20 protein-coding genes and 3 pseudogenes are annotated in these 23,115 nt (G+C 60.8%); 17 read left to right on the top strand and 6 right to left on the bottom strand.

The features are described from left to right. Positions 1 to 301 precede the first annotated feature (301 nt). A complete protein-coding gene (locus tag LB568_RS21680) occupies positions 302 to 691 on the top strand; it encodes a hypothetical protein (protein ID WP_064993287.1) in 390 nt (129 codons plus the stop codon). Between the two features lie 209 nt (positions 692 to 900). Here the strand turns inward: LB568_RS21680 and LB568_RS21675 are convergent, their stop codons facing one another. Continuing rightward, positions 901 to 1,155 (bottom strand): helix-turn-helix domain-containing protein, encoded by a 255-nt coding sequence (locus tag LB568_RS21675; RefSeq protein WP_064993353.1) that lies wholly within the window; start codon positions 1,153 to 1,155, stop codon positions 901 to 903. Positions 1,156 to 1,677: 522 nt separating this feature from the next. Here LB568_RS21675 and LB568_RS21670 point away from each other — a divergent pair. From LB568_RS21670 to LB568_RS21645, 6 genes and pseudogenes are all read left to right on the top strand, one after another. Continuing rightward, positions 1,678 to 2,643 (top strand): annotated as a pseudogene (locus tag LB568_RS21670) (glycosyltransferase family 2 protein). Beyond that, positions 2,640 to 2,830 (top strand): annotated as a pseudogene (locus tag LB568_RS21665) (polysaccharide pyruvyl transferase family protein); the annotation flags it as partial. The pseudogenes LB568_RS21670 and LB568_RS21665, both read left to right, overlap by 4 nt. A 396-nt stretch (positions 2,831 to 3,226) precedes the next feature. Next, positions 3,227 to 3,649 carry a hypothetical protein gene (locus LB568_RS21660; RefSeq protein WP_224713362.1) on the top strand — a complete coding sequence of 141 codons (423 nt, stop codon included), beginning with the start codon at positions 3,227 to 3,229 and terminating at the stop codon, positions 3,647 to 3,649. Positions 3,650 to 3,681: 32 nt separating this feature from the next. Next, a pseudogene (locus tag LB568_RS21655) lies at positions 3,682 to 4,694 on the top strand (polysaccharide pyruvyl transferase family protein). Beyond that, complete coding sequence (locus LB568_RS21650) at positions 4,691 to 5,500, top strand: galactosyl transferase (protein WP_064993289.1); 810 nt, start codon at positions 4,691 to 4,693, stop codon at positions 5,498 to 5,500. The pseudogene LB568_RS21655 and the gene LB568_RS21650 overlap by 4 nt, the downstream one beginning before the upstream one ends. A 657-nt stretch (positions 5,501 to 6,157) precedes the next feature. After that, complete coding sequence (locus tag LB568_RS21645) at positions 6,158 to 7,381, top strand: hypothetical protein (protein ID WP_224655955.1); 1,224 nt, start codon at positions 6,158 to 6,160, stop codon at positions 7,379 to 7,381. A gap of 557 nt (positions 7,382 to 7,938) precedes the next feature. Here LB568_RS21645 and LB568_RS21640 read toward each other — a convergent pair. The 4 genes from LB568_RS21640 to panB form a co-directional block, all read right to left on the bottom strand. Beyond that, entirely contained in the window at positions 7,939 to 8,574 is a 636-nt protein-coding gene (locus tag LB568_RS21640) for an acyl-homoserine-lactone synthase (RefSeq protein WP_064993291.1), read from the bottom strand. A gap of 94 nt (positions 8,575 to 8,668) precedes the next feature. After that, positions 8,669 to 9,394 carry a LuxR family transcriptional regulator gene (locus LB568_RS21635; RefSeq protein WP_064993292.1) on the bottom strand — a complete coding sequence of 242 codons (726 nt, stop codon included), beginning with the start codon at positions 9,392 to 9,394 and terminating at the stop codon, positions 8,669 to 8,671. A 159-nt stretch (positions 9,395 to 9,553) separates the two neighbouring features. Then, positions 9,554 to 10,417 carry a pantoate--beta-alanine ligase gene (panC, locus tag LB568_RS21630; protein WP_064993293.1) on the bottom strand — a complete coding sequence of 288 codons (864 nt, stop codon included), beginning with the start codon at positions 10,415 to 10,417 and terminating at the stop codon, positions 9,554 to 9,556. Next, positions 10,414 to 11,250 (bottom strand): 3-methyl-2-oxobutanoate hydroxymethyltransferase, encoded by an 837-nt coding sequence (gene panB / locus LB568_RS21625; RefSeq protein WP_064993294.1) that lies wholly within the window; start codon positions 11,248 to 11,250, stop codon positions 10,414 to 10,416. The genes panC and panB overlap by 4 nt, the downstream gene beginning before the upstream one ends. Positions 11,251 to 11,423: 173 nt before the next feature. Here panB and LB568_RS21620 point away from each other — a divergent pair, with 173 nt between their 5' ends. The 9 genes from LB568_RS21620 (at position 11,424) to LB568_RS21580 (ending at position 21,061) form a co-directional block, all read left to right on the top strand. Continuing rightward, complete coding sequence (locus LB568_RS21620; RefSeq protein WP_064993295.1) at positions 11,424 to 12,386, top strand: NUDIX hydrolase; 963 nt, start codon at positions 11,424 to 11,426, stop codon at positions 12,384 to 12,386. 64 nt (positions 12,387 to 12,450) lie between these two features. Next, positions 12,451 to 13,425 (top strand): quinolinate synthase NadA, encoded by a 975-nt coding sequence (gene nadA / locus LB568_RS21615; protein WP_064993296.1) that lies wholly within the window; start codon positions 12,451 to 12,453, stop codon positions 13,423 to 13,425. Beyond that, positions 13,422 to 14,969, top strand: coding sequence for an L-aspartate oxidase (locus LB568_RS21610; protein ID WP_064993297.1), 1,548 nt, complete (start codon positions 13,422 to 13,424; stop codon positions 14,967 to 14,969). The genes nadA and LB568_RS21610 overlap by 4 nt, the downstream gene beginning before the upstream one ends. Continuing rightward, entirely contained in the window at positions 14,966 to 15,844 is an 879-nt protein-coding gene (nadC, locus tag LB568_RS21605) for a carboxylating nicotinate-nucleotide diphosphorylase (RefSeq protein ID WP_064993298.1), read from the top strand. Before LB568_RS21610 ends, nadC begins: the two co-directional genes overlap by 4 nt. A gap of 190 nt (positions 15,845 to 16,034) precedes the next feature. Next, on the top strand, positions 16,035 to 17,045 hold the full coding sequence (gene bioB / locus LB568_RS21600) for a biotin synthase BioB (protein WP_064993299.1): 1,011 nt from the start codon (positions 16,035 to 16,037) through the stop codon (positions 17,043 to 17,045). Then, on the top strand, positions 17,042 to 18,184 hold the full coding sequence (locus LB568_RS21595) for an 8-amino-7-oxononanoate synthase (protein ID WP_064993300.1): 1,143 nt from the start codon (positions 17,042 to 17,044) through the stop codon (positions 18,182 to 18,184). The genes bioB and LB568_RS21595 overlap by 4 nt, the downstream gene beginning before the upstream one ends. Then, entirely contained in the window at positions 18,181 to 18,816 is a 636-nt protein-coding gene (gene bioD / locus LB568_RS21590; protein ID WP_064993301.1) for a dethiobiotin synthase, read from the top strand. Before LB568_RS21595 ends, bioD begins: the two co-directional genes overlap by 4 nt. Then, positions 18,816 to 20,081: an adenosylmethionine--8-amino-7-oxononanoate transaminase gene (locus LB568_RS21585; protein ID WP_064993302.1), complete on the top strand. Its 1,266-nt coding sequence runs from the start codon at positions 18,816 to 18,818 to the stop codon at positions 20,079 to 20,081. The genes bioD and LB568_RS21585 overlap by 1 nt, the downstream gene beginning before the upstream one ends. After that, on the top strand, positions 20,078 to 21,061 hold the full coding sequence (locus LB568_RS21580; RefSeq protein ID WP_064993303.1) for a beta-ketoacyl-ACP synthase III: 984 nt from the start codon (positions 20,078 to 20,080) through the stop codon (positions 21,059 to 21,061). The genes LB568_RS21585 and LB568_RS21580 overlap by 4 nt, the downstream gene beginning before the upstream one ends. Before the next feature lie 10 nt (positions 21,062 to 21,071). On the opposite strand, the gene LB568_RS21575 is transcribed toward LB568_RS21580, so the two are convergent. Then, entirely contained in the window at positions 21,072 to 21,260 is a 189-nt protein-coding gene (locus tag LB568_RS21575) for a hypothetical protein (protein WP_064993304.1), read from the bottom strand. Positions 21,261 to 21,401: 141 nt separating this feature from the next. On the opposite strand from LB568_RS21575, the gene LB568_RS21570 reads away from it, so the two are divergent. Further along, positions 21,402 to 23,048, top strand: coding sequence for an MFS transporter (locus LB568_RS21570; protein WP_064993354.1), 1,647 nt, complete (start codon positions 21,402 to 21,404; stop codon positions 23,046 to 23,048). Positions 23,049 to 23,115: the final 67 nt, after the last annotated feature.

Below are 23,115 nucleotides of genomic sequence, written 5' to 3'. Positions count from 1 at the left end.
TTCAAACCCGGGCATACGCTTAGAATCACAAATGCGAAGCCTCGCGATATGGCTTGGGAAGAATTCCCGTACTCGTGGGAGAGCGGAGGCTGCGGAGGCCACGCGCTGCCTAACAAGAGCAAGGGAGTGAGCGTGGTGCCGAGAGGTAGTTCAGTGGGCGTGCCCCCTCGCTTCAGCATCAGTCCGAATCGGACAGCACGATGGGCGGCAGAACCCCGGTTAGGATCGGTCGTCAGCCGACATCTGTGAACAAGCCGCATGCGTCGTTGCAATCACCCCTCTACTACGCGCAATTGCCGACATGGCCTCGCAGGAACTGGATTGGGCGATTTTCCAGATGGCGGTCGAAAGCGTCCGCTCTCTCTCATCAAGTTTCAGCGAAAGAGCCGCGGAGATAGCCGCGAGGAGCCAGGGTACATTGGTTTTCGACGTGCGGGTCGACGATGACCCGCAGGTGCAGCGAATCGCGGCAATCCGGTATCGAGGCGAACAAACTGGCGTGGTCGCGTTGGACAGGCAGGGCCTTCTTACCCACTATTGCATGGTGAATGACACGTTCTCAGATCTGATGGCGCCTTTGGAGAACTGGACAAGCATGCCCCTCTCAACGCAGGCAAAGATCGATATCACCGTCCATGCCGGCCCCTTCCTCGCCGCCCTACGAAATGCCGGTCATCTGCTTGGCAGTTAGCGTGACTGGAATGCATGTGTGATCCTGCATTCCCCCCGAACGCGCCGCGAGCGGCGCCCGAGCTAGGCTCTCCGGGCGCGTATGGCACCTGCTGCTCGCGTTGGTGATATCCTGGGCAAACGGACCTGTGGCGCAAACGCTGGGTTCCAACAATGCGAAAACGAGAGACCTGTTTCCCGGCAACCAACGGGAAACCGGCCTTCCACCGATCAGGCAGCGTCCAATATGTCCGCCTCCGTCTCAAGAATTCCGGCGGGTAGGGACAGCGATTTTGCGATCCGGTCCCTATAACCCTTGTTGTATCTCAGACCGGACTCAATGTTCAGGATTTCCTCAGCGGCAAGCCCGCACGCCACTGCCAGGTCCTCGACGGAATATCCAAGGTGCTCACGATAAGCACGGGTGATGTGGGTCCCCGCCGACATGGCCGTCAACACCGGCTCGGGAATGCGTGAATCTTTCATAAACACCTCGAAGAAGAGCAAAGATGCCCGGCACCTCGGGAGAGTTCCTCTGGACCCGGACAGTCAAATGAATTGACTCAATTCAGCCTGGAGGTCTGGTGCATGAGGCACCTAAGACCAGCGGCCGGAGGCGGTATATGGTGGCTCAACCGGGTCCGATCAAGTCGTAACAAACTGACCGCCGCAACATGGTCTGATCGACTGCGCCGACCATGCCCGCGCCACCCAGTGGGGCTGATCACCGCCGACGTTCCGGGGCAGTAGTTCGGCTTGCTCAACCCTGGATTCGGTGTTCCTGCTGGCCTGCTAGCCATGTCGAAGCAGCCGCCCCGGGCCAACGGGAACGGGCAAACGAGAGTGCGCCCGAGACCCGAGCTGATTGGTGCCATAGATGACGCCACGCTCGCCGCAGACGGCCTATCCACGCCATGGATGATCATCATCCATACAATCACTTTGGCCAACCATTGCCGAATGCGTTACTCGGGCCTCGCACAGACCTCCCGAAGGCATGGATGAGAATTGGCCTCTTTCACAATCGTCATCCCTTTTTATCAGAAAAAAGCGGGGATTCTTCGCCGTTCGCTACAGAGCGTATTTGAGCAGACTTATACGGGCTTTGAGGTTCTGGTTATCGACGATGAGTCCCCTCTTCCGGCTGAGGTCGAGCTGGAAGCGCTTGACGCCGATCAGAGGTCGCGCATCACGGTCATAAGGCAGGCCAACGCCGGCCCTGGTGGCGCTCGCAACACCGGGCTTGAGAACGTTTCGCCTTCGACGCGTCTCGTCGCTTTCCTCGATTCAGACGACACCTGGCTGCCACATCATCTGCACAACGCTTTTGAGAGCATGTTGTGCTTCGGAGGGGACTGTTACTGGGCCTCAATTCAAGCGAGCGAAGAGTTCTATTACCACCTCGCAATATCCGAACTTGCAGGGGCGGACGGGTGATTCGATTGGGGGAGCAGCCGCTTGTCATCGAAGTTCCTGACCTTGCAAGCGCAATGCTGAAGGACTGGAGCTTTCTCCATCTTTCTGGAATGGTGATCGGCCGTACCATCTTCAAAAAAATCCGTTTCGACGCCACTCTTCGGCGCGCCGCAGAGGACGTGCTTTTCTTCTGCGATACAATCCTCGCCTCTCGGCGCAGCCTGCTCTGCGGTGATCCGGGCGTCGTGCGCGGCTTGGGCGTCAATATCTTTCACCGCATCGACCGCACATCGCGCCGCTTCCTGCAGCAGCAATTCAACACCTGGGCAGCGCTCGACGCGCTCGAAGCTTGCTTTGCCTGACGGCCAGAGGAAGTTGAGTCAATCGCCACCCTCCAAGGGCAGAGCGCGTCGCCAGGCGCTTTGGAGCCAGGCCGGACTTCTTCGTCGCGGCAAAGTGCCAAACGTCGGCCTGCTCGCGCGTTGGGCGTGGCGTGACCCTGAGTTGCTGCTGACACTGAGGGAACTCGGGACAGCTAAGTTTGCGGAGGCGAAATGACTCCATATCATTGGGAATCGAGCCACGGCAATTTGGTGACGACCTCAATCTCTGGCTATGGGACTTTCTGTTGCCTGGATTCCGGGAGGTGCACCAACAAACAATGCTCGTGGGCGTCGGCACGGTCCTGAATTCGGGCCTGCTTCCGCGCGGTGTGCACAAGCTGGTTGTGGGAAGCAGCCGCGGGGAACCGCAGCTTAGTCCCGATGGCTCGCTCGACGGCTTGAAAAGTCGCTTTGGTGAGGTGCTGAACGGAATCCGCAAAGATTATCTTTAAGCAACGGGACGCTCCAGCAAATGTCGAAAATCAGCGTGGCGTGCTGCTCGCGGCCAGACGAGGTCGCGCGATTGAAGACACGCGATGACAAAGTCCGCGAGCAGCGACTCGGGCCGGAAATTCCGGAACTCCGTGGTGCTGAGACTTGGCGAGAGGTGCGTTGGCGGGTCCCACGCAAGTCACGCCGTTCTAGCGCGAGGAAGCTTTGATCGCATCCATGGCGAGACAGGCGCGGTGCCGAGCAGTTGGGCATAGAGGACACCGACAGAATGGGGCTGCAGCCTGGGGCAGACCCGGACCCTGTTCGTGCGTGATACACAGATGCTTCTTGTCCGCATACCGGTGATTTCGATCGGTTTGGGGTGCTGGGGGCTTCCGGGGCTGATATTCAGCCGGGTGCTCACCGGTCTGTTCAGCGCTGTCGTCAACATGGTGGTGGTGGAGCGGCTCATCAATGTCTCGGTCAGGGCGCAGTTGTTGGCGAATTTCAGGGCGCTCGCCAGCTCGGCCGTTCTGGCCGCAGGTGTAACGCTCGCCGATCATTGCATTGGCGCTCAGACCACGCAGACCGGCTTGGTTCTCCAACTCGCCGTCCTCATCTGCCTCGGCGGAACTCTCTATTGCGGTTTCAGTCTCTTTCTCTGGATCGTTATGGGCCGTCCGGATGGGCCGGAAACCGAAGTGAGAAAGCTCGCTTTCAAGGTGCTGTCCAAAGTCAGCCACGCGTGATCTCCAGCTCGTCAATTCAAAAGAGAGGTACGATGCCAGGTGCTCAGGAACTAGAACTGATTGCTGCGCTGCAGGACATAACGCATGATTGCCTAAAGATGTTCGTCAGGCCCGATGAGCCGATAGCGATACTGGATTTTCCCGACATCAAGAACTGTGGCGACTCGGCAATATGGCTGGGATTGCCTATTTGAAGGATCGTTACGCAAAGCGGCCTTCCTATGTCTGCACGACGGACGATTTTTCCCATGATGAACTCAAGGGGACGGCTCCGAGTGGGCCCATATTTATCCATGGGGGCGGCAATTTCGGCGACTTATGGGTATCTCACCAGGACTTCCGGGAACATATACTGGAGTTGTTTCCCGACCGGCAGATCGTCCAGTTTCCGCAATCGATCCATTACAGCTCTCCGGAACGGCTTGAGCAAAGCAGACGCGCCATTGGCCGACATAAGAACTTCGTGCTGCTGGTGCGCGACGAGGAATCCCTTCTGTTCGCCCGGGAAAAGTTCGATTGCCAGGTGCATCTCTGCCCCGACATGGCTTTTTGCATCGGCAGTGTGCAGCCTGATGCGCCCCGCTTCCCGGTGCTCGCGATGCTTCGCCAGGACAAGGAGCAGGTCGGAGCGGTCGATTTCTCTGTCTATCCCCATATCCCAAGGGAGGACTGGATCACCGAGCGCCACTCGAGGGTGGGCGTTGCAAAAGCGCTCGGTGCGGCATCTGCGTTGCTGCACCTCAGCCCCTCAGAAGTGCGGTTGCGCAAACTGAATGCCGCGGCCAACAACCGCTTTCGACGCGGCATCCGGCAGATTTCCCGTGGCAAGGCCATCCTTACGGATCGCCTGCATGTGCACATCTGTTCGATTCTCATAGGGCGCCCCCACGCGGTGCTGGACAACAACTACGGAAAAATTCGCCGGTTCATGAACGCTTTTTCAGGGGGTACCGATCTATCCTACAAGGCAATGTCGAATGACGACGGCATTAGATGGGCAAGAGAACAGGCGGTTGGCACAGTCAAAGACTGGAGACTGTCATGACTGCCGTAACGTTCATTGTTCCTGTCAGGCATCAGGATAACGCGCGTGATTGGGGCCTCCTGAAGAGGAACCTCGCCCAAACCGTCACATCCATTGCCAATCAAACCAACCCCGATTGGCGAGGCATAGTGGTTGCCAATGACGGGGCCGATCTTCCTGTCATGCCCGATAAGTTCTCGGTGGTCCGGGTGAGCTTTCCACCGAACGACATTCATGAGCGAGGCGATGCAACTGAGAACGACTTTCTGGATTCATTCCGCGCCGACAAAGGCCGCCGTGTTCTTGCCGGCATGCTCAATGCCGCTGGCAGCCGCTTCTTCATGATCGTTGACGACGACGATTTGGTAAGCTCTCGTATCGTGCAGTATGCTTCTAAGCATCCGAACGAAAACGGCTGGAGGATTGACAAGGGGTATCGCTGGGACGATGGCGGCAATGTTCTGCTCTGTCGTGACCAGTTCAGTCACTATTGCGGAACATCGCTGATCATTCGTTCGGATCTGTACGGGCTGCCGGCAAAAATCGAAGATGCCCCCATCGAATGGATCAAAGATACGCTTGGCAGCCACGTCCGTATAGCACCAGCTCTGGCCAAGCGCGGAACTCCCTTGAATTGCCTCCCGTTCCGGGCCGCTGTGTACCGTGTTGCACACCAGGGGTCGCACAATAAGACTCCGAGCCTCATGCAGATGTATTTCGTAAGCAGAAGCGCTCTGAAGCGCCCCTTCCGTGTCGCGAGAAATCTCGCCGGGTTGCGTCTGTTGTCAGCTCGCCACAGGAAAGAGTTCTTCGGACGACCGGAATAGACGGGCGGCTGCAAAGTTGTAGCAGGGCTTGAGCAATATTGGCGTTTGCGGCTGCGCTCTACGGCCTTAACGCGCGAGTTCGACATGCCTGATTGGTTGCCTGGCCTGAATTGCGTAACCCATTGTCAGCCCAGGTAAGGGAATCGACTCACTATCGGTCAGGGGCAATTCAGGAGAATCTTGGCCACCGCTTCAGCATGAGCGGCCATTAGGCGGGGACTCTATTCTCCAGCTTCTGACATCCGCAAAGGAGGGTATCGCATTCGCGATCGAGGGCCGAAGGTCTCTCGGTGGCACCGGCTGCGCCAAACCATACCTTAGCAAGCCAGGCCGAAGCGCTCTGTCAGTTGGCATGGCTTTTGCGCTTGAACCGTCCAAGCCGACGGGCGCTTTGCATCTACGGTATGGATGAACACCATGCATAGAATCAGTTTTGTCGATCGTACCCGAACCGACATAAGCGACAGCACCTGCGGTGCATCGGCCCGTATCGCTGCTTCAATCGCTGAGGCACGAAACGTCCGAGTCGGGCAACGGCACGCCCGGGAGTCTGAGGCGGCATCGAGGAGTTCAACCAATCGGCGTCGGCGGTCAAGGACGCCGCGACCTGATCAGACATTCGAGAGCGCCGTCCTTTGCGAAAAGATGGAGAAGCCGTTGAAGCTTGCCGGTAAAACCGTTGTCGTAACCGGTGTCTGCTCCGGGGTCGGCGCCGAAGTCGCCCGTCTCGCCCGGTGCGAAGGCGTGCGTCTTATTGGAGTCGATCTGGAGGATCCCGTCGTGATGCTGGACGCGTTCTTTCGCATCGATCAGGATTCTCCCGAAGAAATTGATGCAGCGCTTACCCAGTTCCCCGAACGCATCGACGGCCTCGTCAATGCCGCAGGCGTCTCGGGCACGCTGGATCGGGACATTGTCGCACGCGTGAATTATCTCGGGATACGTCATCTGTCACATGCACTTGCCTTCCGAATGCCCGAGGCCTCTTCGATCGTGAATTTCGCCTGCCTGCATGACCCCGAATGGCCCAAGCGGGTTGATCTGCATAAGGAACTTGCCGCTACTCAGAGCTTTACGGATGGACTGGCTTGGCCGGCCGCCAGCCCGGTGCCGCAGGAACCTGCTATCGCTATTTCAGGCGCCAGCATTGACTGGATACAACTGGCCGGCGGCCTGATCTTCGCCGCGCTCATGGCATACCCGCCAGCGAAGACCGCCGCCGGGTCATCAGACCTGACGGCAACTCCATTCGACTTGACGATCGCGAAATGGATGCGATGGCGGACAATTCACAAACGAGCACAAGGAAATCCTTACATGAGATCCTCACCGAAAGAGACCGCCACCGCGGCCATCCCGATTCATCGAGTGCATCCCCCGTCTTTCTGGAAGGGGATGATCCTTGCTGCGACCGTGATCGTCCTCGTACCGAGTAGTCAGGTTTCGGCTAAGGGCAAGGGACAAACCGTTCACCACATAGATCAGGCAGCCTCAGTTGGTTGGGAGAGGAAGAAGATGGAAGAACTTCCGGCGGGAACAAAGTTCAACCACGCTAACAGGGATGGGGTGTGGGGCGGTCGCGGGCAAAGCGGGCACACGGGCGACGCAATTTGGATGACCTCAGAAAACGATGTAAACACGGCACGCGGCTATGCAGGTAGTTCTGGAAAGTACTTTGTTGTCGAGGCGAAAGAGCCCCTGAAATTAGCGGTCATGGACGAGCAGGGTAATCAAGTGTTCCCCGATGAACTAGGCGCATGGGCTCCCTTGGCGCAGAGATACGGCTTGGATGGAGTGAAGACGGAATATGGAAGCTCGTACGAGGTGATTTTATTTCACAGAAGCAAGATTGCACCTGTGGAAGAACGTGGTTTCGATTAGCACAGACGCCAGCGCACGACGCCATCGAGATAGGTGCCGTCCTCGTTGAGGGGGATGAAGTTTGCGAGTTCGGTCATGGTCTGTGTCCTGAGTGTGTGTTTCCCGACGGGAAAGCCCTTTCGAGCGAAGCCTCCCCGGTCTTTCCGGGGGGATGGCGAGAGCCCGCCCCACTGCGGCGGGCGGGACTGTCAAGTGGCGTGGTGCGGAAGGTGGGGGACCTTCTCGGTCCGCTCGCGGACTGGGCAGAAGATTTTCCACCTTCACGGGCCGCTTGACCGGCCCGGCCGGCGATGCCCCCTCCTCGTCATCGCGCAGTGGCGCGCTGCATCGCTTCACGTAGGTATCAAAGCCGTAAGGCTGATTCCTTTAGTAGCTCCGTTGGAAAGCGCGCGGGCGGTGATTGAGGTCAGCTTCCTGTTGCGCACCGCTCCCTTGCTGGAGCCGCCAGCCTTCGCCGCAATATGGACCCCCCGGACCGTCGATAGAGGCCTCATGTGAGCTTCTGAAACGCCTTTGGCCAACGGCAGCGCGATGACGCCTTCAAGCGTGGGAAGATCTTAAGCGTATGCCGACAGGCCGAGAACCGGCTGCCATAATACAGGTCCGTTCAAACGTCCCCTCCAGCGGATGCGCATGAGGCTAGCGTGCGAAACCTCGAGAAAGCCGGCGACCGCCTCCGTGTTGCCCACCGCCTTGGGATGCCCGATGCGCGCCAACGGCCAAGTTGCAAGACGCAGGATCCGTTCCATGCGCGTATCGGTCACTGTCACGATCCGAGTGAGTTCGTTCGACAAGCCGAATTCGATCATGCCCGCGAATAGCTCGTAGGTTGCTTGGGCCAGCCCTCCAGCCTTGGGCGTTGATGCAGGGAGATCGAGTGCGAAACGACTGCTCTCCCAAATGCGGGCACTCGCTGGCGCCGCGGTCTCGCCAAGCAGCATCGGAAACGTGTCGCGCAACATTGTCGGTCCCGTCGTCGGCAAAAAACGGACGCAACCGCGAATGCGCCAGTCGGATCCTTTGAGAAGGAGATAGACGGGCCTCAGCCCGTCATATGCGTCTGTTTCCAGTTCCTCTTCGGTCTGAACATCCCAATCCAGCCTTTCCTTGAAAACGCGATGCCTCAGTCCGTACATTTCTTTGAGCTCGCTTGAAAACTCATCGTAGAGCTCAGGTGTGATTAGCTGCATCATTTGTCGCCTCCGTGCAGGATGTGGTCCCGCCATCGAAGAGCAAAGCCGACAATCATGCAGCCTGTAGACCTTTACAGGTATCCGCAGAAAGGAATCAGGATCTCGAATGTCGGGAAGAAGCCAGCCGTGCTACGGCTTGGTTGATGGTTCGCACGCCAAGTTTTGCCTTGGCGTTTTCCAGATGGAAGGTCACGGTTCGTTTCGAGACGCTGAGAATCTGGCTGATATCCCAGGCCGACTTGCCGTCCGCCGCCCATTTCAAGCATTCGAATTCTCGCGGGGTCAGGATTACGCCATTGACCACGCAATCTTCGGCGAGCCTGCGCCGGGCAAATATATGAAAGCTGATCGCGACCAGCTGCAATGCTTGCTCGTACCGTGTCAGTGACCGCAAGAGAGGCGGACGGGGCTGGTCGGAAGCCAAGGTCAGCGCAGCAAAGCGGCCGCGATGGTCATGTATCGACATGGTCAACCCGGAACGAATGCCAAATCGAGCTGCTTCTTCCAGAATCCGTTGCTGTGAAGCCGGGAGATGTTGCCGAGCTAAATCCACACCCCAATCAAAGGTGTCCCAGCCTTGAAGCCCGCGCAGGATCACCGGATCATGCCTGTGGTAGCGCAATTGCATATAGCGCGATGTCCAGGATGGGGGATAATTCGAAATCAAGCGCGGCTTCCGGCCGGAAGCTGACGGGCAACTGAAATAGGCAAAGAGCGGAAAGTCTAACGCGGCTGCGGCAGACGCCATTGTCTCACACAGATCGACAGCATCGACGCTTTCGGAGAGTTGCTCGAGGAAATTTTCAAACACGCGATGCATCTGCGCTTTGCATAAACCTCCGTGCCGTTGCTCGGCGCAGACCTTCGTCTAAATGATTGGCGATCCATTCGACGTTTGCGAGCTGGTCGGCTTAATCGCGGGCATTGCTCTGCTCCTGGTCAATGAGCCTGTTGTGCGGCGATGCAGCGCCGCGAGCCTCTAATTTGTTGCACCAATTGGTGACATTCCTATGTTGTCGATAAGCCGTATGTCGCCTAGCCATGCCGCGACAAGCAAGCGTGCCGGTTGGTCAAGGCTCGTCAGCGGTTGCAGATCTGCCTCGCGGCGAAGTTCCAGGTACTCGACTTCGCGATAGCCGGCAGCCAGGATTGCTGCGCGCGCTTCCGCAAGAGTGGGAAGGACAGGAGCGCCGCGCGCAAGCCGATCGGCCACCCCCAGCAAGACCGCTGCCAACTTTGGGGCAATGGCGCGCTGTGCTGGCGAGAGCCGAAGATTGCGCGAGGACAGTGCAAGACCGTCGGCTTCGCGGATTGTCGGACAGGCCAGGATGGTGATTGGAATGTCCAGGTCGCCGACCATGCGCCTGACCAGCTGAAGCTGCTGAAAGTCCTTTTCGCCAAAACAGGCCAAGTCAGCGCCGGTCTGCAGGAAGAGCTTGGAAACGACTGTCGCCACGCCGTCGAAATGGCCCGGCCGAAAGCTGCCGCACAGGCCCTCGCTGATGCCGGACACCGAAATGCTCGTGGCGAAGCCTGGCGGATACATCTCTTCTGCATCCGGCAGATAGAGCAAATGCACGCCGAGCGGCGCAAGCCTTGCAGCATCTTGGTTTTCCGTGCGAGGATAGGCATCAAGATCGGTGGCACTGTTGAATTGCTTGGGGTTGACGAACAGCGTCACGACTACCCGATCGGCCTTCTGAAGCGCAGCACGCACGAGACTGAGATGACCTTCATGCAAGGCCCCCATGGTCGGTACAAGGGCGACCTTGGCGCCTGAGCGACGCCATCGCGCGGTAACAGCGCGGAGCTCGGCAGTGCTTCGAACGATCGGCACGCTCATGTGACGTCTCCGGCCCTCGCCTCGTGTGTGTAGAGATGTTCCGCCGCCGGAAAGCACCGTCTCCTGACGTCAGCGGCATAAGCCGCAATCGCTGCATCGGCCTGTTCGCCAAGTTCGGCGTAGCGCTTGACGAATTTCGGCCGGAAGGAGCTGAAAAGCCCGAGCATATCGTCGCTCACCAGAATCTGGCCGTCGCAGGCGAGTGAGGCGCCGATGCCGATGGTGGGGACGGCGATCTCCGCAGTGATGCGTTTTGCGAGGGGTTCGGGCACCTTCTCCAGCACCACGGAGAATGCGCCGGCCTCCGTAACCGCATTGGCATCGCGCCTGATGCGCTCGGCATCTTCTCCCCGCCCCTGGACGCGGTAGCCACCGAGCGTATTGACCGCCTGAGGCGTTAAACCGACATGCGCCATGACAGGGATGCCGCGGGCGCAGAGGAAGCGGATGGTCTCGGCCATTTTCTCACCGCCTTCGAGCTTCACAGCCGCACAACCGGTCTGCGCCATCAGGCGCGCAGCGTTGCCGAAGGCCTGCACGGGGCTCTCTTCATAGGAGCCGAATGGCAGGTCAACGACCATCAATGATCGCACCAGACCGCGGCGCACCGCCTGGCCGTGCATGATCATCATGTCGAGAGTGACGCCCAGCGTCGATGAGAGGCCGTGCAATACCATGCCAACGCTGTCGCCAACGAGAACGACGTCGCAGTGTGGATCAACCAATCTGGCTATCGGCGTGGTGTATGCCGTCAGGCAGACGAGTGGAGCCTGGCCTTTCCGCGCGCTGATATCCGGCGGTGTGATCGCCTTTGTCTCACCCGTTGCACTCAACGATGCATCCTTCCCTAGCGTTACCCCCCGCGGGTGTCGCGTTTGGCATATTTTTGTGCGAGTGCGAAGTGCAAAAAAGATCGTCCAGCTGTGCGGTGTTGACGTTCGTGCAGCAACGCTTAAATTCAATCGATTGATAACCCCGAATTCGGGAACAACTCACCTTCGCGAACATGAACCATCAGGCAAAAGGAACCAGAAAAGGCAGAGCCGCGGTCAAGGCCGACGAAGCAAAAGTGGACCTGATCGCCGTTGTCGTCGCCGTAACTGACAGTGATCCCTGTCTTCTCACCATCGGGAACGCGGATACCCTTCCGTCCGGCCCCTATGCGCTGGAGCATCGATCGCTGCAATCAGGTCTGAGGGGTTGGGTCGAGCAACAGACCGGCCACCCGCTCGGCTATATCGAGCAGCTCTACACCTTCGCCGATCGGGACCGCATAGGTGCCGAGCCCCAGGAACGCGCCATCTCAATCAGCTATCTCGCACTCACTCGCAAGGAACAGGCAGCGGGCTCCGCTAGTTGTGGGTGGCGCAGTTGGTACGAGTATTTGCCCTGGGAAGATCATCGCTCCGGCACGCCGGTGGTGCTCGATATCTTACGACCACGCCTGAGTGAGTGGGCTGAGGGCGCCAGCGACGCCACCACGCGACGCGAACGCCTGCAGCGCGCCGCGATTGCCTTCGGTTTCGACCACCGCAATTGGAATGAGGAACTCACCCTACAGCGTTATGAGTTGCTCTATGAATCTGCCCTGATCGAAGAGGCTGGCCGCGGGCGGGACGCAACGCCTGCGGTGACATCTGGCAAGGCAATGGTCGCTGACCATCGACGAATCCTGGCGACGGGCATTGCGCGGCTACGCTCCAAGATCAAATACCGGCCGGTGGTTTTCGAGCTCATGAGGCCGTCCTTCACGCTGCTTCAGCTGCAGCGGACCGTGGAGGCCCTCGCCGGGAGGCTCATCAACAAGCCGAATTTCCGCAGGCTTGTTGAGCAGCAAGAGTTGGTCGAGGAAACTGGCGAGACCTCCCTCGAGACGGGCGGGCGACCGGCAAAGCTCTATCGGTTCCGGCATGCCGTCCTCGACGACAGGGCTGGGGCCGGGACAAAATTGCCGCTCGCGCGGGCTTGACATACTTATAGTCAAGGTAGACATATTCCCCTTATTGTCAGATCGAATATAAGCGGAGGCGCTGATGACTGGGGCGTTACCTACGGCTGCGTCCCTGTACGAGCGCGTCCGGCGGGTGATTCCGCCAGTCGAATGGCCGGCGTTTACCGACGACCTTGAAGCCATCCTTGCGCTGAAGCGCGATCGAAACGCGGTCATCCTTGCGCACAACTACCAAACGCCGGAGATCTTCCATTGCGTGGCCGACATCGTCGGCGACAGCCTCGCACTGGCCCGCAAGGCGGCCACGGTCGAGGCGCAGGTCATCGTGGTTGCCGGCGTGCATTTCATGGCCGAGACGGCCAAGCTGCTCAATCCTAACAAGATGGTCCTCATTCCGGACCTCCGCGCCGGTTGCTCGCTGGCCGAATCCATCACGGCAGAGGACGTGCGGCAGCTACGGCAGCGCTATCCGGGGGTCCCGGTTGTCACCTACGTCAACACTTCGGCAGCGGTAAAAGCGGAGTCGGACATCTGCTGCACCTCGGGCAATGCCCGCGCGGTGGTGGAATCTCTCGGCGTGCCGCGCGTGATCATGGTGCCCGATCAATACCTGGCGATAAACGTTGCGGCGGACACGGATGTCGAGATCATCGCCTGGAAGGGCCACTGCGAAGTGCATGAGCGCTTCACGTCGACCGACATCCGGGAATTGCGCGATGCACATCCTGGGGTCATCGTGCTCGCCCATCCAGAATGCCCGCCCGAGATTGTCACACAAGCGGAATTCTCCGGCTCGACTGCGGCCATGTTGGATTATGTCGAGCGGGAGAAACCAGCGCGCGTCGTCCTGCTGACCGAATGTTCGATGAGCGACAATGTCGCGGTCGCGCATCCCGAAATCGAGTTCATCCGCCCTTGCAATCTCTGCCCGCACATGAAGCGCATCACCTTGGCCAACATCCGCGCCGCGCTCGAAGAGAACCGGCATGAGGTTCGGATCGCCGCCGGGATTGCAGAGCGCGCGCGCCACTCAGTCGAGCGAATGCTTTCCATATGAGCCTCGACGTTCATGACATTGGCGGGGCACCGGTGATCATCGGCTCTGGTTTGGCAGGCCTGATGACCGCGCTCCATCTGGCGCCGGAACCGGTTGTGCTTCTATCTAATGCGGGGCTGGGAACCGGAGCCTGCAGCGAGCTCGCCCAAGGCGGTCTTGCTGCAAGTGTCGGCGGCGAAGACAGTCCCGAACTTCATCTTTGTGACACCCTGGCGGCCGGCGACGGCCTCTGCGACGAGGCAACGGTGCGGCGAGTGGTCCGAGCTGCACCTGAAGCGATCAGGACTCTAGAGCGGTTTGGAGTCGCATTCGACCGACGCGCTGATGGCGCCTTGCGGCTGGGGCTCGAGGCGGCGCACTCGCAGCGGCGGATCGTGCATGCGGCGGGCGATGCCACCGGTCGCGAACTGGTGCGCGCGCTGGTCGCGGCAGCACGGCGCACAGCCTCCATCACTGTCCTGGAAAACGTCGAGGCCCGCCGGCTTGTCGTGGAAGACGGGGCGATCATCGCCGTGGTCGCGGCCGGGTGCACGGGCGCAATCGCCTTGCCAACGCGCCGCGCGGTGCTGGCGACCGGCGGCATCGGCGCCTTGTTCAGCGAGACGACAAACCCGCCTGGCTCATGTGGACAGGGGCTCGCGCTCGCCGCTTGTGCCGGGGCGGAGTTCGCCGACCTGGAATTCGTGCAATTCCACCCGACCGCCCTCGAGGGCCCGCGGCGGCCGATGCCGCTGGTGAGCGAGGCGGTGCGTGGCGAGGGTGCTGTGCTCGTCGACGAGCAGGGAGAGCGTTTCCTGGGTGATACCCCAGGGGGCGAGCTTGCGCCTCGCGACGTGGTTGCGCGCGCGGTTTGGCGCCAACTCGCTCTCGGACGCCGTGTGTTTCTTGACGCCAGGCAATGTCTGGGTCCCAGATTTGACAAGCGCTTTCCGGCGATCGCCGATTTGTGCCGCCAGGCCGGCATCGATCCGGCGACCGACCTGATCCCGGTGCGCCCGGCCGCACATTATCACATGGGCGGTGTTGCAGTAGACGCTGCGGGCCGCAGCTCCATCGAGGGACTGTGGGCATGCGGCGAGGTCGCTTGCACGGGTCTGCACGGCGCGAACCGGCTCGCCAGCAACTCGCTTATCGAAGCAGTGGTGACGGCGAGCTGGGTTGCTGAAAGCGTCGCCGACGCATCACACACCCGGCGACCACGCGTGTGTTCGGCATTCGTGCCTCAACGGCCGGACGCCTCCGGCATCCGTCCAATCGTCTCCGCCGCGCTCGGCATCGTCCGCGACGGCGAGACGCTACGCGACGGGGTGGCTACCCTGTTGCCGGTTGCAGCTCACGACAGCGCGGCGTCTGACCCCGCCATGGTCGCGCTGATGATCGCCATTGCGGCTCTGCGGCGCGAAGAGAGCCGCGGCTCGCACTATCGTTCCGATTTCGCCGGACGCGATGCAGATGCGCGCCAGTCACGACTGACACTGCGCAGCGCAATACAGACCGCCGTCGCACTCAGCTGGCGAGCGCCGATGCGGAGTACCCTGACATGAAATTCTCACCGCTTCCCTCAACCCTGATCGAACCGATCGTGCGCGGTGCTCTTCTCGAAGACCTGGGCAGATGCGGCGATCTGACCAGCGAGGCCGTGATCCCGCGCGATCGCACCGCCACGTTGGTGCTGAAGTCGCGACAAACGGGGATCGTTGCCGGGCTCGATCTGGCCGCCTTCGCCTTCATGCTCGTCGAACCTGCGATCGACATGCAAATCTGGAGAGTTGACGGCAGCGATGTCGCGGGGGGCGAAATCATCGCCATGCTGTGCGGACCGGCGCGGGGCCTGCTCACCGCCGAGCGCACGGCGCTCAATTTTCTGTGTCATCTAAGCGGCATTGCCACTGCCACGGCAGCGATGGTCGAAGCCGTGCGTGGCCACAAGGCGAGGATCGTGTGCACGCGAAAGACGACGCCCGGCCTGCGCGCGCTGGAGAAATATGCGGTACGCGTCGGCGGCGGCGCCAATCACCGCTTCGGGCTCGACGACGCCTTCCTGATCAAGGACAACCACATCGCGATCGCCGGCGACATTCGCACGACAATAGAGCGGGCGCGCGCTGCCGCGGGGCACATGGTGAAGATCGAGGTCGAGGTCGAGACCCTCGAGCAGCTCGATACAGCGCTCACGCTGGGGGTCGACGCGGTGTTGCTCGACAACATGTCGGTTGAGGACCTTGCCCGCGCCGTGGCAATGGTTGGGGGCCGCGCCGTCACGGAGGCTTCCGGCCGGGTGACACCGAAAATGGCACCGGCGATTGCTGCGACGGGTGTTGATCTCATCTCGGTCGGATGGCTGACACACAGCGCGCCCATTCTCGACATCGGCCTGGACATGCCAACTCGCGGGAACATCAGCACTCATTTGAACTAACGGGAAACACAATGGGGAGCAACGTGCTCGGGCTGCGCGCACCAAAAGGCGCGAAAGAGCACGCTTCATGCGGCTCACCCTTCATTACTTCCGGATCCCAATATTGCGCCCACCGACGAGCCAATCGGAAGGGGCTCCCACTCGACGGACTGGTGAGTGCGCTCGCTGATCGGCAATAGAGGCTTTGACGATGACAACGGAAATGAACGAGGAGTGCGACTCGGACTTTGCCACGCAGTCGATGGAGGCAGCACTAGCCCGATGGAGCCGCAAAGAGGCCGAGGCTATATACGGAATGCCGTTCAACGATCTGCTCTTCTTGGCGCAGACGGTCCATCGCCAGAACTTCGATCGCAACCGGGTGCAGCTGTCGCGGCTTCTCAGCATCAAGACCGGCGGATGCCCGGAGGATTGCGGCTATTGCAGCCAGTCTGCGCATCACCAAACCGGCCTGAAGGCCTCGAAGCTGATGGAGGTCAAACATGTCGTCGAGGAGGCGACCAAGGCACGAGATGCTGGCGCAACCCGCTATTGCATGGGCGCTGCCTGGCGCAGTCCGAAGGAGCGCGACATGGACGCCGTGCTCGCCATGATCGAAGGCGTGAAGGCGCTCGGCCTGGAGACCTGCATGACTCTCGGCATGCTCGACCTCAGCCAGGCGCAGCGCCTGAAGGCGGCCGGTCTCGACTACTACAACCACAACATCGACACCTCTGCGCGCTATTACGGCAAGGTCGTTTCGACCAGGACCTTTGCCGACCGGCTGGAAACGCTTGGGCGCGTGCGCGAGGCTGGGATCAAGGTCTGCTGCGGCGGCATTGTCGGGATGGGAGAGGAAAAGGCCGATCGCATGGACATGCTGGTGACGCTGGCGAACCTGCCCGAGCCGCCCGAAAGCGTGCCGATCAACATGCTGATCCCCATCAGGGGGACGCCGCTCGCCGATGCCGAACCCATCGATCCGATCGATTTCATCCGCACCATTGCGCTCGCCCGGATCATGATGCCGAAGTCTGATGTAAGGCTCTCCGCCGGCAGGACGGCGATGAGCGACGAGACCCAGGCGCTGTGCTTCTTTGCCGGCGCCAATTCCATTTTTGTCGGCGACACGCTGCTGACTGCGGACAATCCCGGAGAGGACAAGGATACTCGTCTATTTAGACGTCTGGGCATCGAACCGATGCGAGGCGAGGCGAAATGAACGAGCCACCGCTCGCCCGCTTTGAAGCAACCTTGCAGGGGTTGGCACGCAAGGACCGGCTGCGCGCACTGGCGCCGCGGGTCGGGCTCGACTTCTCGTCCAACGATTATCTCGGGCTTGCTGCCTTCAAGAGACTTGGCGATGCAGTCGCGGCGGCAATCGAGCGGGGCACCCCTGTGGGCGCTACCGGATCGCGGCTTCTGCGCGGCAACGCGCCGGAGCATGAGGCGCTGGAGTCAGATGCTGCCGCGTTCTTCGGGGCCGAACGGGCGCTGTTCTTCGGCAGCGGCTACATGGCCAACTTCGCCCTCCTGAGCACCCTGGTGAAGAAGGGCGACCTGTTGATCCTCGATGAACTCGCCCATGCCAGCATGCATGAAGGGGCCCGGGCAGGACGCGCCGAGTTCAGGCTGGTGGCACACAATGACATTGATGCTTTTGAGGACGCGATCAGGCGCTGGCGCGCCGAAGGCGGCATTGGCCGCATCTGGATCGGCGTTGAAAGCCTCTACAGCATGGATGGCGACTGCGCGCCGATGGAGAGCCTGGTTGAGCTTGCCGATCGGCACGAGGCCTTCATACTGGTCGACGAGGCACATGCCACAGGTGTCTGGGGACCGGGGGGCCGCGGGCTGGCCGCCGCGTTCGAGGGCCGCGACAACATCGTGGCTCTCCATACATGCGGCAAGGCACTCGGCGCATCGGGCGCGCTCGTCACCGGGCCGCGAGTGCTGTGCGACTATATTGTCAATCGCTGCCGTCCGTTTATCTACGCCACCGCACCATCGCCGCTGATGGCAGTGGCTGCGCGCGAAGCGCTCGCAATGCTGGTCGACGAGCCGATGCGCCGCGTTGATTTGCACGAGCACGTTGCCTTCGCAAGCCGGCAACTGGCCGAGCATTGCGGAGCCAAGCCCAGCGGTTCGCAGATCCACCCATTTGTCATTGGGGACGTGGCGCGCACCATGGCTGTCGCGGCGGCTCTGCAGGCTCGCGGCTTCGACTTACGCGGCATTCGTCCGCCGGCGGTGCCGGAGGGTACCTCGCGGCTGCGCATTTCGCTGACGCTCAACGTGGGCAAGGCTGACATTCGCGTCATGGTCGAGACGCTTGCCGAAGTATTGGCCACCACGGCATGAGCAAGCGCATCGTCGTCACGGGAACCGATACGGGAATTGGCAAAACCGTTTTCGCCGCGGGGCTCGCAGGTCTGCTCGACGGCTTCTACTGGAAGCCGGTCCAATCGGGTCTCGAAGGTGAGACCGACAGTGAGGTGGTCGAACGGCTCGCTGGCCTGCCATCGGGGCGGGTGCTGCCGGAGGCCCACCGCTTGAGGAGCCCCTTGTCGCCGCACCGTTCAGCCGAAATCGACGGTGTCTCGATCGAGCCTGCCGATCTTTCATTTCCGGTCCTGCCCACACCGCTCGTCATCGAAGGCGCTGGCGGACTGATGGTGCCGATCAATCGACAGACAAGATTCATTGACATCTTCGCTGAATGGCGGCTGCCGGTGATCCTGTGCGCCCGCACTGAACTCGGCACGATCAACCACAGCCTGCTGTCGATCGAAGCCCTGCGGGCTCGCTCGATCCCGCTGATCGGCGTTGTCTTCATCGGTGAAGAGGCGGCCGATACGCAAAAGACAATCACCGAGTTGGGCGCGGTGCGTCAGCTCGGCAGACTGCCACACCTCGCTCCGCTCACGAGCGAAACTCTGAGAAAGGCGATGTTTGCAAGCTTCGACCTTGCGCAGATGGCTGGAGGCGAGTGATGCCGCGGTCGCGCGTCTGGCATCCCTTCACCCAGCACGCGATCGAGCCGCCCATGCTGTCCGTCGTCCGCACCGACGGAGCTTGGCTGGAGACGAATGACGGAAGGCGTATCCTCGACGCAATCTCCTCCTGGTGGGTGGTCACTCACGGGCACCGCCAGCCACGGATCATGGAAGCGATCCGGATTGCGACCGAGATGCTTGACCAGGTGATCTTCGCCGGCCTCACCCATGAGCCGGCAGAGCAATTGGCGTCGGCGCTGATCGAAATGGTGCCGCCAGGCCTCGACTGGGTCTTTTATTCCGACAGCGGCTCCACGAGCGTTGAAGTCGCACTGAAGATGGCGCTCGGCTATTTCCGCAACACAGGCGCGCCGCGCTCGCGCATCGTCGCCATGGAACACAGCTATCATGGCGACACGATCGGCACGATGAGCGTCGGCGCCCGGGGCGTGTTCAATGCCGCCTACGAACCGCTGTTGTTCGAGGTCGACACCATTCCTTTTCCGGCCGCGGGGCGGGAGCAGGAAACGCTGGATCGTTTCGAGACCCTGTCTCTTGACCGCCGCGCCGCCGCGCTGATCATCGAGCCGCTCGTGCTTGGCGCCGGCGGCATGCTGATGTATCCGGCCTGGGTGCTGGCGGAATTGAAGCGGATCGCTGAAGCGTCCGGCACGCTCTTGATCGCCGACGAAGTGATGACCGGCTGGGGGCGCACCGGAACCATGTTCGCCTGCGAGCAGGCATCGATCTCACCGGACATATTGTGCACCTCGAAGGGCTTGACTGGCGGCGCCGTCCCGCTGGCAGCCACGCTCGCCAGCGATGCCATCTTCGAGGCCCACTACTGCGTGGACCGAAAGAAGACCTTTTTCCACTCAAGTTCCTACACCGCCAATCCGATCGCCTGCGCGGCCGCGCTTGCCAATGTCGAGGTCTGGCGGTGCGAGCCGGTCGCCAAGCGGATTGCGGCCTTAAGTGCGAGACAGGCCGATGGCCTGCAACGCTTCCAAAACAATCCCTTCTTCGCCGAGGGCCGAGCAAACGGCACGATCCTAGCCCTCGATCTGCGCACCGGCTCGGCCGGATATCTGGCGGAGATCGGGCCGAAACTGCGCGCTTTTTTCCTCGAACGTGGCATGCTGGTGCGCCCGCTCGGAAATGTCCTCTATCTTTTGCCGCCCTATTGCATCACCGGCGACGAACTGGACGGGCTCTATGACGCCATAGAGGAGGCCGGCGAACGCTTCGGTTCGCGATCATGATCCGGTCGTCGCGCATCGTCGGTTTCGGTCATCACGCGCCGGCGCGCAAGGTCAATAACGCGGAAATCGAAGGTCGTCTCGGGCTCGAACCCGGCTGGATCGAGCGGCGCACCGGGATACGGTCGCGCTTCTGGGCAACGGGCGAAGACACATTATCGGGCCTTGCCACGCGCGCCGGCGACATGGCGCTGGCGAATGCCGGTGTCGACCGTGACGATATCGGCCTGCTGTTGCTGGCCACGTCCACGCCCGACCATCTCCTGCCACCGAGCGCGCCGCTGGTGGCCCACCGGCTCGGGCTCGACCGCGCCGGTGCGATTGACCTGACGGGTGCCTGCGCCGGCTTCATCTATGCCTTGATGTTGGCGGATGGGTTCACCCGCCTCCATGGCAAAGCGAGCCTGGTGATTGCCGCCAATATCCTCAGCCGCCGCATCAATCCGGCCGAGCGCGCAAGCGCGGTGTTGTTTGCGGATGCCGCCGGCGCGGTGGTGGTTGCCCCGTGCAAAGAGCCGGACGGAGGCATTCTCGGCGCGGCGATGGCCTCGGACGGCTCGCGCTACGGGCTGATTCAGATTCCCGCCGGCGGCAGCAACACGCCGTTTCATGGCGAGCTGGACCTCGAGCAAACCCGTATGACCATCAGTGACGGGCGTGAAGTGTTCGCCAGGGCTGTAGAGATGATGACTGACTGCTCGAGAGGTGCGCTCACGGCCGCCCGAATGCCGCCGCAACACATCGATCGTTTCGTGCCGCACCAGGCCAATGCCCGGATCTTCGATGCGGTCGGCAGGAATCTGGGCATAGCGGATGAAGCAATTGTCAAGACGATTGCCGATTACGGCAACTCTTCGGCCGCGACGATCCCACTCTCGCTCTCGCTTTCGCATCGGGCGCAGCCGTTTCGGCCAGGCGAAAAGATTCTTCTTGCCGCGGCCGGTGCCGGTCTCAGCGGAGGCGCACTCGTCATAGGAATTTAGCCGTACGCGGTCATGCACAGGATCCGTCACCGATGACACGAACGAACGGGCGCACGAAAAAATGGTCGCCGACAAGCTTCATGGGCGCTGGCGTGGTCAGGCCAGAGCGATCAAAGTTGCAGATGATTCTGTCGATCAGCACGATCGGCAATGCTGTCTTTCGAAGGTTGTCGGCGCCAGCATGGGAGAGCGGAGCCAACAGAGTTCATCACCCCTCCTCACCTCGACGAAGTCGTCCTGGTCGATAAGTCCGGCCCTTCTGGTCCATAGATCAATATTGTAGCGGCAGCACCGGCAGCCGAGAATTGAACAAGCGGCCCCTCGAAGGCATCAAATGATCATGCAGTCCGAAAACAATACCCATCTGCCTGCCTCAGCAACGCTCGCTCCCTTTCGAAACCCGGTGTTTCGCTCGATCTGGACCGCCACACAAATATCCAGCCTCGGTTGGCTCGTGCAAACGGTGGCCATCAGCTGGCTGATGGCCACGATTTCCGCTTCGGACCTGATGGTTGCGCTGGTGCAGGCTGCATCCACCTTGCCGGTGTTCCTCCTCTCAATCGTTGCCGGAGCCATTGCCGACAACTTCAGCCGCCGATGGGTGATGTTTGCGGGGCACTGCCTGATAGCATTGGCTTCAACGACGCTGATGATATCCGTGGGTCTGGGATTTGCCGGTCCATGGCTAATTCTTGCATTGGGTTTCCTGGCTGGCTGCGGCTTTGCCTTGAATGATCCGGCCTGGCACGCATCTGTTGGCGATATCCTTCACAAAAGGGACATCCCGGCCGCGGTCACCCTCATGTCCGTAGGATACAACATTGTACGCAGCGTTGGTCCGGCTTTGGGGGGCGTGGTCCTGGCATTTCTTGGACCGCTTGCCGCTTTCGCCTTGGCAGCGCTGAGTGATCTGGCGCCGCTAACCGCGATATGGCGCACACGATGGAAGGTTCGCACTTCCCCTCTCCCTCGTGAACGCATGACGATGGCAATTCATGACGGAGTGCGCTTCACTGTGATGTCCCTGGAGATCAGGGCAGCGATTGCCCGTGCAACCCTTTTCGGCCTGGCAAGCATCTCCATCCTTGCATTGCTGCCTCTATTTGTCCGGGACCAGCTGAAGAGCGGCCCGATCATCTACGGCATCTTGCTGGCCGGCTTCGGGATGGGTGCTTTCATTGCGGGCATGAGCAATAGCTTTCTAAGGCGGATGACGTCTCAAAACAGGCTGGTGTCCTTCGCCTCTGTCGCTTGTGCGGCATGTTGCCTTTCGCTTGCACTCACATCATCGGTCCCCGTGGCGGTCGTTTCGCTGGCACTCGGCGGCGCGGGTTGGCTCATCACCTGGACTGGGATCGACGTGTCGGTGCAACTGGCAAGCCCCAGATGGGTGGTCGGCCGGACACTGTCGATCTACTACGCCTTGAGCGCAGGCGGGATGGCGGCTGGCAGCTGGATCTGGGGTACTGTCGCACAGAACTACTCCTTAGGCTGGGCTTTGGAGGGCGCCGCCGGCGCTCTGTTGCTGGTTGCGGCTGCGGGAATGCTGTTACCGGTCGGTCCATGGGAGGAAACGGATCAGGAAAGTTCGGATTTTCGCCCGCCGGAGCTGGCACTCGACTTGAAGCCCAGAAGTGGACCCATAGTGGTCAAGGTGGAGTATCGGATACCCGAAGAGAACATCGAGACCTTTCTGGGCTACATGCGCGCCAGGCGGCATGTTCAGAGCCGTGCCGGTGCGCGAAACTGGACACTGCAGCGAAATCTTCAAACGCCTTCGATTTGGACAGAGACATTCCGCACGCCGACCTGGATGGACTTTCTTCGCCTGAATCATCGGCTCACGGCAGCGGATAAGGAAATCGGTGACCATCTCCTGTCACTGCACGATGGGGAGGATCCTCCTCACACAGTGCTTTCCATTGAACGCACGACTGAGGCCGCGCGTACCCGTTCCCCAACACTCTTTTCTCGCCCTCCGAGGTGACGTGACCACGCGTCGAGCATTGGGGTCTGGCCTTTGGCGCTTCTGGCGGACCGAGAGACCTACTTTG

Source organism: Mesorhizobium sp. B263B2A, from assembly GCF_020165775.1.
In the GTDB taxonomy this organism is placed as follows: domain Bacteria; phylum Pseudomonadota; class Alphaproteobacteria; order Rhizobiales; family Rhizobiaceae; genus Mesorhizobium; species Mesorhizobium opportunistum.
Note: the sequence above shows the minus strand (reverse complement) of the source record. Positions and strands in the feature narration are given on the sequence as shown.

Excerpts from the sequence above, each read along its gene's own strand:
- LB568_RS21675 (WP_064993353.1), bottom strand. The coding sequence starts at position 1,155 with ATGAAAGATTCACGCATTCCCGAGCCGGTGTTGACGGCCATGTCGGCG.
- nadC (WP_064993298.1), top strand. The coding sequence starts at position 14,966 with ATGAAATTCTCACCGCTTCCCTCAACCCTGATCGAACCGATCGTGCGC.
- LB568_RS21640 (WP_064993291.1), bottom strand. The coding sequence starts at position 8,574 with ATGATGCAGCTAATCACACCTGAGCTCTACGATGAGTTTTCAAGCGAG.
- LB568_RS21610 (WP_064993297.1), top strand. The coding sequence starts at position 13,422 with ATGAGCCTCGACGTTCATGACATTGGCGGGGCACCGGTGATCATCGGC.
- panC (WP_064993293.1), bottom strand. The coding sequence starts at position 10,417 with ATGAGCGTGCCGATCGTTCGAAGCACTGCCGAGCTCCGCGCTGTTACC.
- LB568_RS21585 (WP_064993302.1), top strand. The coding sequence starts at position 18,816 with ATGCCGCGGTCGCGCGTCTGGCATCCCTTCACCCAGCACGCGATCGAG.
- LB568_RS21680 (WP_064993287.1), top strand. The coding sequence starts at position 302 with ATGGCCTCGCAGGAACTGGATTGGGCGATTTTCCAGATGGCGGTCGAA.
- bioB (WP_064993299.1), top strand. The coding sequence starts at position 16,035 with ATGACAACGGAAATGAACGAGGAGTGCGACTCGGACTTTGCCACGCAG.
- LB568_RS21595 (WP_064993300.1), top strand. The coding sequence starts at position 17,042 with ATGAACGAGCCACCGCTCGCCCGCTTTGAAGCAACCTTGCAGGGGTTG.
- LB568_RS21620 (WP_064993295.1), top strand. The coding sequence starts at position 11,424 with ATGAACCATCAGGCAAAAGGAACCAGAAAAGGCAGAGCCGCGGTCAAG.
- LB568_RS21570 (WP_064993354.1), top strand. The coding sequence starts at position 21,402 with ATGCAGTCCGAAAACAATACCCATCTGCCTGCCTCAGCAACGCTCGCT.
- LB568_RS21580 (WP_064993303.1), top strand. The coding sequence starts at position 20,078 with ATGATCCGGTCGTCGCGCATCGTCGGTTTCGGTCATCACGCGCCGGCG.
- LB568_RS21650 (WP_064993289.1), top strand. The coding sequence starts at position 4,691 with ATGACTGCCGTAACGTTCATTGTTCCTGTCAGGCATCAGGATAACGCG.
- bioD (WP_064993301.1), top strand. The coding sequence starts at position 18,181 with ATGAGCAAGCGCATCGTCGTCACGGGAACCGATACGGGAATTGGCAAA.
- nadA (WP_064993296.1), top strand. The coding sequence starts at position 12,451 with ATGACTGGGGCGTTACCTACGGCTGCGTCCCTGTACGAGCGCGTCCGG.
- LB568_RS21635 (WP_064993292.1), bottom strand. The coding sequence starts at position 9,394 with ATGCATCGCGTGTTTGAAAATTTCCTCGAGCAACTCTCCGAAAGCGTC.